This is a genomic window from Shewanella youngdeokensis (assembly GCF_033180165.1).
GTDB lineage: Bacteria > Pseudomonadota > Gammaproteobacteria > Enterobacterales > Shewanellaceae > Shewanella > Shewanella youngdeokensis.
The window spans coordinates 712,600-725,697 of sequence record NZ_CP136522.1 but is presented as its reverse complement, the minus strand read 5'-3'; the positions used below and the strand labels follow the sequence as shown (position 1 = coordinate 725,697).

General features: G+C 44.2%; 12 protein-coding genes. 4 read left to right on the top strand and 8 right to left on the bottom strand.

Annotated elements, in window-relative coordinates; genetic code table 11:
* Nucleotides 1–109 precede the first annotated feature (109 nt).
* Together RGE70_RS03085 and RGE70_RS03080 are read left to right on the top strand one after the other, a co-directional pair.
* The gene (locus RGE70_RS03085; protein ID WP_310470091.1) at nucleotides 110–322 is read left to right on the top strand and encodes a ribosome alternative rescue factor ArfA; all 213 of its coding nucleotides are present in this window, start codon (nucleotides 110–112) and stop codon (nucleotides 320–322) included.
* Nucleotides 323–719: 397 nt separating this feature from the next.
* Nucleotides 720–1,637: a DMT family transporter gene (locus tag RGE70_RS03080; RefSeq protein WP_310470090.1), complete on the top strand. Its 918-nt coding sequence runs from the start codon at nucleotides 720–722 to the stop codon at nucleotides 1,635–1,637.
* 50 nt (nucleotides 1,638–1,687) lie between these two features.
* Here RGE70_RS03080 and RGE70_RS03075 read toward each other — a convergent pair whose 3' ends face one another.
* The 5 genes from RGE70_RS03075 to RGE70_RS03055 form a co-directional block, all read right to left on the bottom strand.
* A complete protein-coding gene (locus tag RGE70_RS03075) occupies nucleotides 1,688–2,176 on the bottom strand; it encodes a DUF3465 domain-containing protein (RefSeq protein ID WP_310470089.1) in 489 nt (162 codons plus the stop codon).
* A gap of 128 nt (nucleotides 2,177–2,304) precedes the next feature.
* On the bottom strand, nucleotides 2,305–2,838 hold the full coding sequence (locus tag RGE70_RS03070; RefSeq protein ID WP_310470088.1) for an MAPEG family protein: 534 nt from the start codon (nucleotides 2,836–2,838) through the stop codon (nucleotides 2,305–2,307).
* Between the two features lie 1,913 nt (nucleotides 2,839–4,751).
* On the bottom strand, nucleotides 4,752–5,012 hold the full coding sequence (locus RGE70_RS03065) for a hypothetical protein (RefSeq protein ID WP_310470087.1): 261 nt from the start codon (nucleotides 5,010–5,012) through the stop codon (nucleotides 4,752–4,754).
* Between the two features lie 691 nt (nucleotides 5,013–5,703).
* Nucleotides 5,704–6,588 (bottom strand): 3'-5' exonuclease, encoded by an 885-nt coding sequence (locus RGE70_RS03060; RefSeq protein WP_310470086.1) that lies wholly within the window; start codon nucleotides 6,586–6,588, stop codon nucleotides 5,704–5,706.
* A gap of 90 nt (nucleotides 6,589–6,678) precedes the next feature.
* A complete protein-coding gene (locus tag RGE70_RS03055) occupies nucleotides 6,679–8,007 on the bottom strand; it encodes a BamA/TamA family outer membrane protein (protein WP_310470085.1) in 1,329 nt (442 codons plus the stop codon).
* 254 nt (nucleotides 8,008–8,261) lie between these two features.
* Between RGE70_RS03055 and RGE70_RS03050 the strand changes: the two genes are divergently transcribed.
* Both RGE70_RS03050 and RGE70_RS03045 read left to right on the top strand, forming a co-directional pair.
* On the top strand, nucleotides 8,262–8,657 hold the full coding sequence (locus tag RGE70_RS03050) for a hypothetical protein (RefSeq protein ID WP_310470084.1): 396 nt from the start codon (nucleotides 8,262–8,264) through the stop codon (nucleotides 8,655–8,657).
* A gap of 163 nt (nucleotides 8,658–8,820) precedes the next feature.
* Nucleotides 8,821–10,113 carry a lipopolysaccharide biosynthesis protein gene (locus RGE70_RS03045; RefSeq protein ID WP_310470083.1) on the top strand — a complete coding sequence of 431 codons (1,293 nt, stop codon included), beginning with the start codon at nucleotides 8,821–8,823 and terminating at the stop codon, nucleotides 10,111–10,113.
* On the opposite strand, the gene RGE70_RS03040 is transcribed toward RGE70_RS03045, so the two are convergent.
* Genes RGE70_RS03040 through RGE70_RS03030 form a run of 3 tightly spaced genes read right to left on the bottom strand, consistent with a single transcriptional unit; the run spans nucleotide 10,110 to nucleotide 12,796 of the window.
* Nucleotides 10,110–10,991 (bottom strand): LysR family transcriptional regulator, encoded by an 882-nt coding sequence (locus RGE70_RS03040; RefSeq protein WP_310470082.1) that lies wholly within the window; start codon nucleotides 10,989–10,991, stop codon nucleotides 10,110–10,112. The genes RGE70_RS03045 and RGE70_RS03040 overlap by 4 nt on opposite strands.
* Nucleotides 10,992–11,046: 55 nt before the next feature.
* A complete protein-coding gene (locus tag RGE70_RS03035; RefSeq protein WP_375087893.1) occupies nucleotides 11,047–11,172 on the bottom strand; it encodes a hypothetical protein in 126 nt (41 codons plus the stop codon).
* Nucleotides 11,173–11,194: 22 nt separating this feature from the next.
* Nucleotides 11,195–12,796 (bottom strand): diguanylate cyclase domain-containing protein, encoded by a 1,602-nt coding sequence (locus RGE70_RS03030; protein WP_310472903.1) that lies wholly within the window; start codon nucleotides 12,794–12,796, stop codon nucleotides 11,195–11,197.
* Between the last annotated feature and the right edge of the window lie 302 nt (nucleotides 12,797–13,098).

The window sequence follows — 13,098 nt, the reverse complement described above, 5'->3', positions numbered from 1 at the left end:
TCGCGTGTTTAAGAAACAGGCGTATACTGCCAGCCTAGTTCACGGCTACGCCACAGCTAGCAGTGAGCAAGCAGCACTAACAATCGCGCATCAATTTAAGGAGCCACATATGGCCAAACCTAGTAAGCAGCCCACTCTCGAACATGACACCGGCCGAGGAGTGATAAAAGATAACGCACTAAAAGCCATTGTTACCAGCAGCCTATTTAGAACTCGCACCGAGAAACCTAAAAAAGGTAAAGGGTCTTACAACCGCAAACAAAAGGGGCAAAAGCTGAAGGGCTTTGCCCCTTTTGACTTCCTAACCCCCGCCTTTAATTAGCCATAGCCGCGCAACTTTTTACACTCGCCATAACTGCACCAACCTCTGCCTAAATTAACGTTGTTCAGCCCTTTGCTATTGACTGCGACGTTCAATAAATAGACTATTCATCTTTACCAAAAGCACACTAAGCTTGCCAATACGCGCTGTTTTAAGTGCACATAATAACGAGCTTAATAACTTAGCACGCTACCTCGCAGATAATTTGGCATTGCTGCTGCGTAGTCAATTGGCAGCGCGATCTTTTGCCACCCAACGCTTTCAATGTGACCGTAAATATTGGCGGTGCAAGTCATCCCTTATTTGCTCAGCTATATCAGTGGGACATTTACCGTTGCTGTGGCCATAATTGCTCGGTCGCGATAACGGGTAAACAATAAATACCAGGAACGTTGAAATGCCAACAACCGTAATACCTAAGATGATCCCGCCTGCATTTTTGGCGGTCGTACTAATTTGGTCGACCACACCGCTCGGCATTGTTTGGAGCAGTGAGTCTGTGCACCCAACCATGGCCGTATTACTGCGAATGATGATTGCGTTAACCTTGGGGTCATTGATTATATTAAGTTGCCGAATTCGGTTACCGTGGAGCAAAACTGCCAGACACCTTTATGCGGTGTCTTCAATAGGAATTGTTGGTGGCATGCTATTAAGCTATTTTGCCGCGCGTTACTTACCCTCGGGCACGATGTCGTTACTCTTTGGATTATCGCCGTTAATATCTGGCTTTTTAGCGCAAAAATTATTGGGTGAACCTAAATTTGGGCCTTTGCGGCTTGTTGCCTTCGCCGTTGCATTTTTGGGGCTGGGTATTGTGTGCTCAACAAAACTAGCTATAGCGAGCGACAGCTGGATGGGTTTGGTATTGGTGTTAACGGCGGTCTGTTTATTTAGCTTAAGCGGTGTATTGGTTAAAAGAGTCAACATCAACATTCATCCGCTGGCCAGCACAGTGGGCGCTTTGCTTTACTCAACGCCAATGTTTGCTCTAGCGTGGCTACTATTTGACGGCACCTTACCCATTAACACATGGCAGACACGTTCGCTGTTAGCGATTACTTACTTAGGGGTGTTTGGTTCACTGATTGGGTTTATCGGTTACTTCTATATTTTGCAGCACCTCAAGGCCAGCACTGTTGCATTAATCACCCTGATCACACCGGTGTTTGCAATGATGCTCGGAGCACAGCTCAATGATGAAGCCATAACCCCAACATTAATCATCGGCGCGGGTTTTGTCATCACCGGCCTAGCCTTGTATCAATTCGGCGACCGATTAGCCAGCACAATACTCACCCGCAAGCCCAACTAAACGCAAACGTAAGTAAGTACCAACTTACCCTTAACAACCTTTAACAGCGTTTACTGATACGTTGTACCTTGGTGCTTTAACCAACCACCAATATGACGCCCTCGAGGATCATGGTGAGTCCAGTGCACAACGCCGCCACGGTTGTTGTATTCATACTCTCCATAAAAAGACACGCTATCGCCCACTTTTAGGCTATCTATTTTTGGCGCTAAATCAATATTATGCGCAATAAGCACCGTTTGACCACTCGACAACCGCACAATAAAGCGTTGGTGGCGACTGCCTATATTATCGTCGGCGAGCACTTTACTCACCACACCTGTACTTTGCACTTGTAAGCCACTTTGCTGCTTAGCAAATGCCTGACTTATCGACTCATCATTGGCTGCAACAGCATCGTTAATTAGCGCAAATGATGCCGAGCTTGCAACCGAATTAGCAGTATATACACGGTTGTAAGCAAAGCTCGCTGCAGCTAACACTAACAACATGATGACGATACGAAATAAAATGCCTTTTACTGGGTTTGCTGGTGACATCACTTTTGCTCCATAAGGGCTTACACCAATGTTCATGCATCAGTATACGTTAAGCAATCTATTTTAACGCCGTTATTGGTATCGAAAGCGGCCAGCTTGTAGTTAAGCCTTGTTCGGCACGTTAAATGCTAGAAAAACACCTGATAAAGTATCGCCAAGCAGCAATAACTTATTCCAACAACGGCTGGCATGATCCCCATTGCAAACCCTGGCGCTCGCCATAACACGTTATGCTTATAGGCCACCCAAAATAGAATTCGCCCCACAACAAACAGAGCAGAATATATAGGTAGTAAACTTAAGTATGTATAGGGAAGCAGCACCGATAATGCCAATGTGTTTAAGGTAAATATAACCAGTTGTTCATGAGTATTGGATAACACTCTGAGGTCAATTTCCATCGAGTTTGAGCTGGCTACAACATCGACTGGATTTTCAGATGGGTTTCCATACCGCTGCGCCCCCACTCTAATAATCGTAATTAAGAAAAATGCCGCGGGGAACACCAAACACGAAAAGCCAAGCTTGATTCTATCGAACAATTCGACTTCATCAACAAATTTAGGCGCCAGCATATACAAAATGATAAATAATAGTAGCGTGCTAATTGCACCGATCTTCATTCCCATTTTCACAACTTGGTTGTTATCTACCTGAGACATAATGCTTACTCCTAATGTCATAAGGGTCGCCAACGCGGACTAATTTTTTGGGGAATAACACCTCAAGCCACGGCGCGCGTTAGTGCATCCTGCTACGAAGTGCCGTTACAGCCTTGAGCTGTTATATGTTAATACACCGTTTTTGCTGCTTGCTTAGAAGGCGTTTTCATCGCACTCGAATAACCCGAACCAATGGAGCCTCTCGTTCATCGTCATACCGCCAATATCACAAATTGCTGTAGCAATAAAACAAGACCACAGCTTATAAAAGCGGTTAAGCGTTACTTTATGGGTTAACCCAAATTTGCCGAAAACCAGGGCATAAAATACAGCTTAAAAAAATACCAATGACCATAGACTAGCCATTGTTAATCAACAACATAACGCCCTCAAAACCAAACAGCAATACACGAATGCCCTTTCGTTTGATGCAGAACAATGTTTAACATACTGATAAGTAAATTTGATGTGGTGCTTAGGTATTGAATTCAAATCCAATACTAAATGAGTGGTGTTTGGTGGGAAGTGCCAAAGCTTAATAGAAATACTTGTTAATCAGGAAGCTAAATTACAACAAATAGCAGCTGTGGTTCCAATTGCCTGCGGCAGCTGTATGTGCAGATACTGCTGAGGCACGCTGTTCGTCATCCATGACCGCTCTGCGGTTTCATCCTTGAAACCAAAGACCTCAGCCGCATCTACACTGGGTTAGAAAAGCACAAGCTTTTGACATTTGAGTTTTAATTTAGAACATCAAACGTAACTATTAACTCAGGCTTACAGAAAACACCAATTTCCCCTCGGAATCTTTCGCTTTTCAGAAAATTTCGTCGGGGCGCTGCGGGATTTCCAAAAGGGGGACAAGCGCTTTCCCCCTTTTTGGTCGGGTGTGGGCGAAGCGCCACGACTTTGACTTTGATTGTTTACTTGGAAGCCAAATTACAACAAATAGCGTCTGTGGTTCCAATTGCCTGCGGCAGCTGTATGTGCAGCAGCGCCAGTGACACGCTGCAAGTCCAACCATGAGAGCTCAGCCATGAAAGCTCGGCCATAACCTCCATGTTATGGACGGCCGCAGCTGCACTGGGTTAGAAAAGCACAAGCTTTTGGAATTTGAGTTTTAATTTAGAACATCAAAACGTAACGATTACTTCAGGCTTGCAGAAAACACCAACTTCCCCTCGGAATCTTTCGCTTCTCAGAAAATTTCGTCGGGGCGCTGCGGGATTTCCAAAAGGGGGACAAGCGCTTTCCCCCTTTTTGGTCGGGTGTGGGCGAAGCGCCACGACTTTGACTTTGACTTTGATTGTTTACTTGGAAGCTAAATTACAACAAATAGCACCTGTGGTTCCAATTGCCTGCGGCAGCATATGTGCAGATACTGCTGAGGCACGCTGTTCGTCATCCATGACCGCTCTGCGGTTTCATCCTTGAAACCAAAGGCCTCAACCGCATCTACACTGGGTTAGAAAAGCCGAACTTTTAGCATTTGAGTTTTTATTTAGAGCATCAAACGTAACTATTAACTCAGGCTTACAGAACACACCAACTTCCCCTCGGGATCTTTCGCTTTTCAGAAAATTTCGTCGGGGCGCTGCGGGATTTCCAAAAGGGGGACAAGCGCTTCCCCCCTTTTTGGTCGGGTGTGGGCGAAGCGCCACGACTTTGATTTTAATTGTTTACTTGGAAGCTAAATTACAACAAATAGCAGCTGTGGTTCTAATTGCCTGCGGCAGCATATGTGCAGATACTGCTGAGGCACGCTGTTCGTCATCCATGACCGCTCTGCGGTTTCATCCTTGAAACCAAAGGCCTCTACCGCATCTACACTGGGTTAGAAAAGCCGAACTTTTAGCGTTAGTGTTTTTAACTAGGAATAAAAACACACGCCAAGCCATTCGACTGCAGCAGTGCTATCTCGGTGCTCCATCAATATCACGATGACCAATTAAACGCCCAAGGAATGCTGATAAACCAATTGTTTTACGAATATTTTCAGCCCAGAAACCACCGAGAATAAAGCCGATTAAAGTAAAAGTAGGAATGGCTAAATCGCTTAATTGACCAGAAAAATTGAACTTTACGAATACTCCAACAATTAAACCTAAAAGTGTTGGAGAAAATGCCACTGAGAGCCATAAAAGAGATTGTACAAATAGTGCTACGATTTTCATTGATACTCCTTTTCAACGATTAACGGCTAACTAAAACAATAATTCAGCCATTGTTAATCAATAACATAGCGAACTTTAAAACAAACAGCAATGCACGAATGACCTTCGCTTGATGCAGAACAATGTTTGACCATGCTGCAAGTGGATTTTTAGCTAGAGCAGCGCTTCCCCCCTTTTTTGTCGGGTGTGGGCGAAGCGCCACGACTTTTACTTTGATTTTGATTGTTTACTTGGAAGCTAAATTACAACAAATAGCACCTGTGGTTCCAATTGCCTGCGGCAGCTGTATGTGCAGCAGCGCCAGTGACACGCTGCAAGTCCGTCCATGGAAGCTCGGCCATAACCTCCATGTTATGGACGGTCACGGCCGCAGCTGCACTGGGTTAGAAAAGCCTAACTTTTAGCATTTGAGTTTTTATTTAGAGCATCAAACGTAACTATTAACTCAGACTTGCAGAAAACACCAACTTCCCCTGGGATCTTTCGCTTCTCAGAAAATTTCGTCGGGGCGCTGCGGGATTTCCAAAGGGGGGACAAGCGCTTTTCCCCTTTTTGGCTCGATTCTCGATGACAAGAATGGGCGAAGCGCCACGACTTTGACTTTGACTTGGACTTTGATTGTTTACTTGGAAGCCAAATTGCAACAAATAGCACCTGTGGTTCCACTGCCTGCTGCAGACATATGAGCCTGCTATTTAGGATTTAAAAGCGCTAATTTTTGTTGCAATCCATTTGGCCATAATGACTTGTAGGGTTGTAATTGCTCAAACAAGGCAAACAGGCAGTCTAGTGCCACTAGCGCATCTGCAGCGGCATAATCTTGCTGCGCAGCAGTTAAAGGCTCACTTAATGGCCGTGCCCAATTAGATAAGGTAACTTTTTTAGTTTTTGGGATTTTTAGTTTTAATACTGACGCCGTAATTTGTATTGTACCTAATTGTTTGGGGGCGCCAAGATGGTTCATGAGTTCATTAATATCAAGGGTTGGCCCTAAGGTAATATTAAAGTCGCGCTTTAAAGCGCTAATGTCACTGCGCAGCCCAATACCAACCTTAACCGCCGCGGCTCCCTCACCTAATACGTCAGCTAAAGCAGCTTTAAATAGGTCGATATTGGTCTCGACCATTCTAAAAAGGTAACAATGGCTAATCGTGGCGATTTGCACGAGTGAAATAGGGTTGGTATTACGTTGCCCCTTTTGAAAGCTGGCGGCGGTTTCGGTGTCAAACCCAAGCCATGTTTGCGCTTTAATATCACTCATCGCTGCGGCGAGTGAATCAGCAGTGACCACCACAACGGTACGTTGGGCGCCGTCCATTTGCGCTGAAATATTTTTAGCCACCGCAATACTGTAATCATCTAAACGCGCTAATTCACGCTGTTCAAGGCGATAGCCTAGCCGCATCCGCAATTGTAACCAATCAAGCTGCAGCCGATTTTGTTCCGTGGTGATAGCGCTAAAAAAAGCACGTTCGGCGTTGGCCATCGCTTCCATGTAGCCATCACTATTGGCGCCAAGTTCACGCCGAATTGTGTCGACTTTATCGGCGGCTAATCCAAATTTAAATACGCTCATGTGCTCTCTCGTGTTACATAACTCGTCGATAATAGCGCTATGGTGTTATCACAACCAAATACGACTAGCGTTATACCACAACACAGGTGATTAAAATGGGTGATCAACCATCACCCAGCCGTTAGTGGCCTCATCAGAGTGGGCGATGTCAAAGCGGAGCACTATACCTGCGGTTAATGCCCTAAGTGATATGCCATAGTCGAATTTAAGATCCGTCAACAAAGCATTGGCGGTATATTCTGGCGCGACCCGACCCGCTTCAACAAAGCCGACAAGTTGAAACCAATCCAGTCTCAAGAATTTTAGCCAGTTAACATCTTCAATCGGGTTATATTTTAATGTGTAGCGATATTCAGCCGTAGTATAGATGGCGGCTTTATCGTGAAATCTATTTTGGTCAAAACCACGCATTCTAAAAAATCCACCTAAGGTAGCGCCTTCGTTATAGGGAGCATTTCCGCTGACCTGGCGTCCACCTTGATTGTCGTATTCGAGCTCCCATGACGGTGAATATCCGGTCCAGAAGTTAACAGCTAATATTCGCTGACTGGCGTAATCGGACTCGCCAAACGAAAAGTACTTGCTCATATCTAAATTCATAAACGTCCACTGATGGTCAGACTCTAACCATGCGGCGTCATGTGAAACTGAAAAGTATTGGCTGCTACCCTGCGACGGGTTAACAGAAAAGTCAGTGTTGTCGTATAAAATACCCAGCTCTAATGCGTGAATACTGCCGTCTAATTCTGCGTCGTCAAACTCAAAACTTTGGTAACGGTTAAATTGCCTTAACACCACCACTGTCGCGCCGCTTTCAAGCGGGTTCCAGCCTTTGCCGCCACTGGGCGCAGACACCAGCAGTCCATTTTTGAGTTTATACTCAACCATGCCTTTATCTTTAGTTGCACCAATAGGTAATGCGTATTCCAGTTTTATGTCAAACCAATTTGACGAGCCATCTGCCTCGATAAACTGTTCATTGGTTGAATTATTGCTCCCGGGTAATACGGTGCCAGCCGGAATATAACCTTGAGCGCCACCGGTGTAGGCACGTTGTTCAGGGTAATAACCTAAAAAACCGTAAGTACTTAAGAAAAACCGCTCCGTTTTAGGCAACTTAAAGTTCCATACCCCAAGGCCGACACCTTTACTTACATCACCACCAAACACGGTGCCGCCAATGGTCATTTGCTCTTGCCCATAGCCCTTAAACATAGCCCCAACACCTAGGTTAAGTCCCATTGAGTCGGTGCTGAATACATAAGGGAGATACAGCTTTTCTTTGACGTTGCTGGGCGTCTCCGCCCTGTTGATAGTGGTTTTAACATTTGCGGCAGGGGCAGCAAGCGCACCGTAAGGGATAACTGCAAACGCTAGCACTACGCCGCATAGGGCACGTGTATTCCTGTTCAATTCCATTTAAAACCTCGGCTCACAAATATTGTTATTCAGGTCAAATTAGATAAAAACGCACTCTTATTATCCTAGACGCGTAAATACCAAAGAGCGAATACCAAAGTGCTTAACACGTTATATTTAATACATTTGCTTGTAAGCGATTGAGTCTCCACTCACGGTACAATTTACCTTATTAATGACTCGCATGTACGCGCTAAAGGTGACTTGCAAACAAGCAACTATACTATTAACACCTTAAATTATGGATCATCACCATGACATTTCACATGCTAAAACCATTACTACTGTGCGGTGTATTATTGTCACCTGGTTTCGTCTACGCTGCCATGCCCGCTGCGGGGACTCATAATGGCCAAGTATCAATTAAAGCAGGCTTAACCATGGCTTGGGATGAATCTAGCCAGCAGTGGCTAACCATTGAAAACTTTTGGCGGCAGTGGGCAAATAGTCGCGGCGGATTAACCTGGCCAGCCAGTGAAACCTACCCACCCTATGAGCAAGTTAAAGAGCAAGATACTTTTTTGGTGCAACTAGATGGCGGTACATGTTTGATGGAGTTTTGGCACCAACGTTGGCGCCGCGCTAATGATGTGCGCCGTTGGGACGATGCGTTTAATCGCTACTCCGCCTGCCCGAAGGTGTTTGACTAATACATGACTTGGCGCTGTAGTTTATGGTTTAGATCATAGGTTTTAATTAAAGCGCCTAACAAGATCACACCTTGAGTCGAAACTTATGATGTCGTATCGATAGTCACGTAGAGTTTATCGCTAATACTGCTCACCCTTTACGTAATTAGCGAACTAGAACACGATGTCTGAATCTTCATTTGAGCGCGCTAAACGCTCATTTTTTGCCGCTATTTGGGCAACGCTAGCCAGCCTGTCTCTGGGGCTGGCTTTTAAAATTTGGCTGGCACAATGGGTGGCAAAAAGCGATCTTGCTCTCTACCATTCTGTGGTTGATATTGTCTCGTTGTCGCTGATTTTTCTTAGCGGCTTTAGGGCATCAATGGTGGTTAATTTTACTCAAACAAAAAATGCCAAAGATATTACTAATGTGTTTCGCTATGCCATGATCCTCATGGTGTTACTAACATGGGGCTTAGTGCTGCCCTATATTAAGCATCAGCTCGACATGGACGTTGAATATATTCAGCTGGTTGGGCTTATTTTTGGGGTTAGTTTGAAGGTGTACTTTAACAGCCAAATTGGCATGTACCGCCTGTACCATATTGCTAACCGAGTGATTTGGATTGAACCTCTAACGCAAATATCTCTATTTTTAACCTGCTATTACGTTTTACAACAAACGGCAATTTCATCGTTATTTTACAGTTTGATTTTAAGCGCCCTAACGGTGGCGGTATATATGTTTATTCAGCGCCGTAAAGAGATAGCCACCACGCCACTGGCACCGATCCACCTAGACCCACAAACCCTAAATTTTGTAAAAAAAAGTCTGATGTCATCACTCGATGTGGGCGCGAGTATTTTAATGACTTACATTACCGTACTGCTCACGATTGGCTACTTTACCATTGATGAATTAGGCGACTTTCAAGTGGTGGTAAGACCCATGCTCATGTACATGACACTGCTGTTTATTTTTCCGGTTTATCGCTACCTTTTGCCAGAAATAGCGCAATGCTTGAGTCGAGGTGAGCACGACCAAATTGCAAAAATAAGACGCTGGTTTTACCGTTTTGCTTTTGCTATTAGCAGCGTATTTTTATGTGTGATGATTTTTTTCAGTGATGAAATCGTTAGCTTTGTTTTTCCGATCACCTATGTAACTGCCGCGCCTGTGCTGATGCATTTTTCATTGTTCTTCGGTGTAATGATGCTTAACGCATTTCAGGTGGCCTACATAAAAGCACATGGGCACTTTATGCAGAGCTTATCGATTAGGGTTGCTGGCATAGTCACACTATTGTGCATGTTTTATGTATTTCAGCTGATCACTGACAATGTGGTTGCAGTGATCTTAGCCATGGGCGCGGGTTATGTGGTGATGTTTGGCATTTCAAGCGTAATGGAGTATCGCTTGCTGCAACAGCATAAACAAAAAAGTGCATTAGCGGCCACAGAGGCCGCACTGAACTAATTTGACGCTAACTGCTGAGTCACGGTGTCAATAAACCATTGATACCGGCTCGGCAACTGCCTTTGCGTTTTGGTCACCATGTATAACTCTTCGGCGACCTCTGCAACGGTATTGACAACAAAAAGCGGCTCGGCGTAACCATCAACCACGATTTGCGGTAACACGGTAAAACCTAATCCTTTCGATACCGGCAGTAAAATTTGATTCAACTGGTTAATGTAGCCGCGCTGCTTAAGTTTATTCATCCCGACAAACTCATCGCCAAAGTGCGCACCCAATAACTGCTCTGCATAATAGTGGCCATCGGGATGATTAATAAAGCCGATACTTTCTAGCAGTGACAGCGTAACATCAACTCCCTTTAAACTCGGCGGCAACACTAAACACAGTGCTTGTTTACCTAAATATTGCTGTGTTAACTCCAGTGATGACTGCTGCTGGGTCACAATGCCTACGTCAATACTGTGGTCTAAAATACTATTAATAATCGAACTATTAGGCGCAGCTTGTAGGCTCACCTGTAACTGTTCATGTTGTAATTGATACTCAACAAAACGGGGGTAAAAGTGCATCGCAAGTGCACCAGAGCAAGCAAAACGACATTCGCCACGATGCGGTTCATCGACCTGAAGTTGCAACATTAATTGCGCTTCTTCAGCAATTTTGCCTTTGGCATAGGCCAGTAATTGCAGGCCGGCATCGGTTAACTCAAAGCTTTTACCTTTGCGTGTTAATAGCTGCGTTTCGACTTGCGCTTCAAGCTTATTAATATGCTGGCTCACGCCCGGTTGAGTCATAAACAGCTTTTCAGCCGTACGGGTAAAATGCCCCACTTCCGCTAACGTGACAAACGTTATTAGCCATTGTTGATTCAGCATTTGCACCTCTTAGAAAACTTTACAGCTAAAAGTATAACAAAATATTATTGAATTATTATTTATTGATAATATTAAATGAATCAATAGCGATATCAGCAAAAGGCATGCGAGTAAATGGATTAAGCTTACCGGAGCGTTTAATGACACTGTCAGCCATTACGGTTCGGTACAAAAGTGGCATGGATTTACGTTAGCAATTAATGTTAAACCGACTTAGGCTTGATATCTTCAGCATCAAAGCACACTTGATTACGGCCTTTTTCTTTAGCCTTATATAACGCCATGTCAGCAACGCTGGCAAATTGCTGCATATCATCTTCTTCAGTGGGGGTCATACTGGCAACACCAACGCTTACGGTAACATAAGGGCTAGTAGGCGAACTGGAGTGCTCGATGTTTAATGCTTCAACATAACTACAGCAACGTAGCGCCGGTGAATAACAGTCTCGAGTGTAAGGCAGTAATACCACAAACTCCTCGCCGCCATAACGCGCAACCACATCGCTAGGTCGATGTAACGCTTCAGCTATCGCTCGAGCCACTTCCATTAAGCATTTATCGCCAGCGAGGTGTCCGTAGGTGTCGTTATAGCTTTTAAAGTTATCAATATCGATCATCAGTAACGCTAGGCGCGTCTTGTTTCTAACGGCTAAATTCCATTCTCGCTGAAAGGCTTCATCAAAAAAACGACGATTACCAATGCTGGTTAAACTGTCGGTCATTGATAATGTTTCTAATTTCTTTTTAGCAAGGTTAAGGTCGCGGGTACGCTCTTTTACTTGATCATCGACCAGATGATAATAACGTTCCATATAAAATATATAAGTGGCCATCGCCAAGGTCGCAAGGATCCCAAATACTCCAACTAAAAAAGGAAAGGCTGTCCGGCGTTCAGTAATGTAACTGTCTCGGGGCATGGCATGTAATTGCCATTCACGCTCGCCAAAATGGGTCAGTGGCCGCTGATAACTAAATGTAACCTCATTTGAGTGCAAATCATGGGAGCTGTTAGCAGGCAAATTTTGATAAAGAACTTGGTGCTGACTATTGGTAATGTCTTCCAGCGTATAATAAATACCTTGAACCCAAGTTCTTTGAATTGCGCTATAGAACATATCTTCGACTCTAAAAATGCCCCCGACAAATCCCATCAATTGCTGCTGTCGTTGCTCAACTGAAAACGGCTCGCCTTGATAAACCGGTAAAAAGAAGTACACCTCTTTTTGGTTGTTCGCTTTGACCAGTTCCAGCCCCGATGAAGCAATCGGCCCCCCTTTATCTCGAGCGCGAATAAGTAACTGGTTTAAATCACTATCGGAGGCAACATCAAAGCCTAAGGCACTTTCATTGCCTTTATAAGGCTCTAGGTACATTACTGGGAAATAGGTGTCGCGATGCGATACCGCAGTTAATTTAGTGTCGGTAGCGACTTCAGTAAAGGCAAAATTAGGGTAAAACGACTGCTGGCTAACCTCGACTGCAGCTCGGTTACTACTGCTTATTTTGGGGATCCACGCAAGGGCTTGAATGTTACGATGACGCACCATAAAACTCACAGCAACCTGCTTAAACTCTTGACGACTAACACTATCAGAACTAATGAAAACGCCTTTAAGAGCATGTAATACTTCAATATTAAGCATTAACTCTTGCTCTAAGCTACGTGCCTTATCATCAACGTTTTGAGAAAACTCAACTTCTATTGCTCGGCTCTCTTTGGTATAGAACTGCATTCCAATCGAGATTGAAATGATAGCACTAACCAAAGTCGCAAATAATAAAACAGGCAATGGCAAGGTTTTCATAGCACTCACTAGTTAACCACTGATTTACTGATAAAAGCCTTTTAATCTTTGGCTTTAAACATTAATAATAAAAACGGGGTAGCCCGGTTGTATTACAACAGGTCATTAAGGTTTAAAATTAAATCACAACGCCCAACTTGTTAAGCAGAAGTTAACATAGATAGGGGTATTTATCTGTATAATCTTAGTCTTAATCCTATTGGATATCTAAGATTATCGTCAGTTGAGTCGAATTTTTATGCCCATATCCCCCCAGCACCGTCTCTTTTTGCGGCACCCACATCACTTACTACCTTTATTCA

Bases quoted from the DNA above. Each gene is read 5' to 3' on its own strand.
- RGE70_RS03035 (WP_375087893.1), bottom strand. From the start codon at position 11,172: ATGCCACTTTTGTACCGAACCGTAATGGCTGACAGTGTCATTAAACGC.
- RGE70_RS03055 (WP_310470085.1), bottom strand. From the start codon at position 8,007: ATGGAATTGAACAGGAATACACGTGCCCTATGCGGCGTAGTGCTAGCG.
- RGE70_RS03080 (WP_310470090.1), top strand. From the start codon at position 720: ATGCCAACAACCGTAATACCTAAGATGATCCCGCCTGCATTTTTGGCG.
- RGE70_RS03075 (WP_310470089.1), bottom strand. From the start codon at position 2,176: ATGTCACCAGCAAACCCAGTAAAAGGCATTTTATTTCGTATCGTCATC.
- RGE70_RS03045 (WP_310470083.1), top strand. From the start codon at position 8,821: ATGTCTGAATCTTCATTTGAGCGCGCTAAACGCTCATTTTTTGCCGCT.
- RGE70_RS03065 (WP_310470087.1), bottom strand. From the start codon at position 5,012: ATGAAAATCGTAGCACTATTTGTACAATCTCTTTTATGGCTCTCAGTG.
- RGE70_RS03030 (WP_310472903.1), bottom strand. From the start codon at position 12,796: ATGAAAACCTTGCCATTGCCTGTTTTATTATTTGCGACTTTGGTTAGT.
- RGE70_RS03060 (WP_310470086.1), bottom strand. From the start codon at position 6,588: ATGAGCGTATTTAAATTTGGATTAGCCGCCGATAAAGTCGACACAATT.
- RGE70_RS03050 (WP_310470084.1), top strand. From the start codon at position 8,262: ATGACATTTCACATGCTAAAACCATTACTACTGTGCGGTGTATTATTG.
- RGE70_RS03085 (WP_310470091.1), top strand. From the start codon at position 110: ATGGCCAAACCTAGTAAGCAGCCCACTCTCGAACATGACACCGGCCGA.
- RGE70_RS03070 (WP_310470088.1), bottom strand. From the start codon at position 2,838: ATGTCTCAGGTAGATAACAACCAAGTTGTGAAAATGGGAATGAAGATC.
- RGE70_RS03040 (WP_310470082.1), bottom strand. From the start codon at position 10,991: ATGCTGAATCAACAATGGCTAATAACGTTTGTCACGTTAGCGGAAGTG.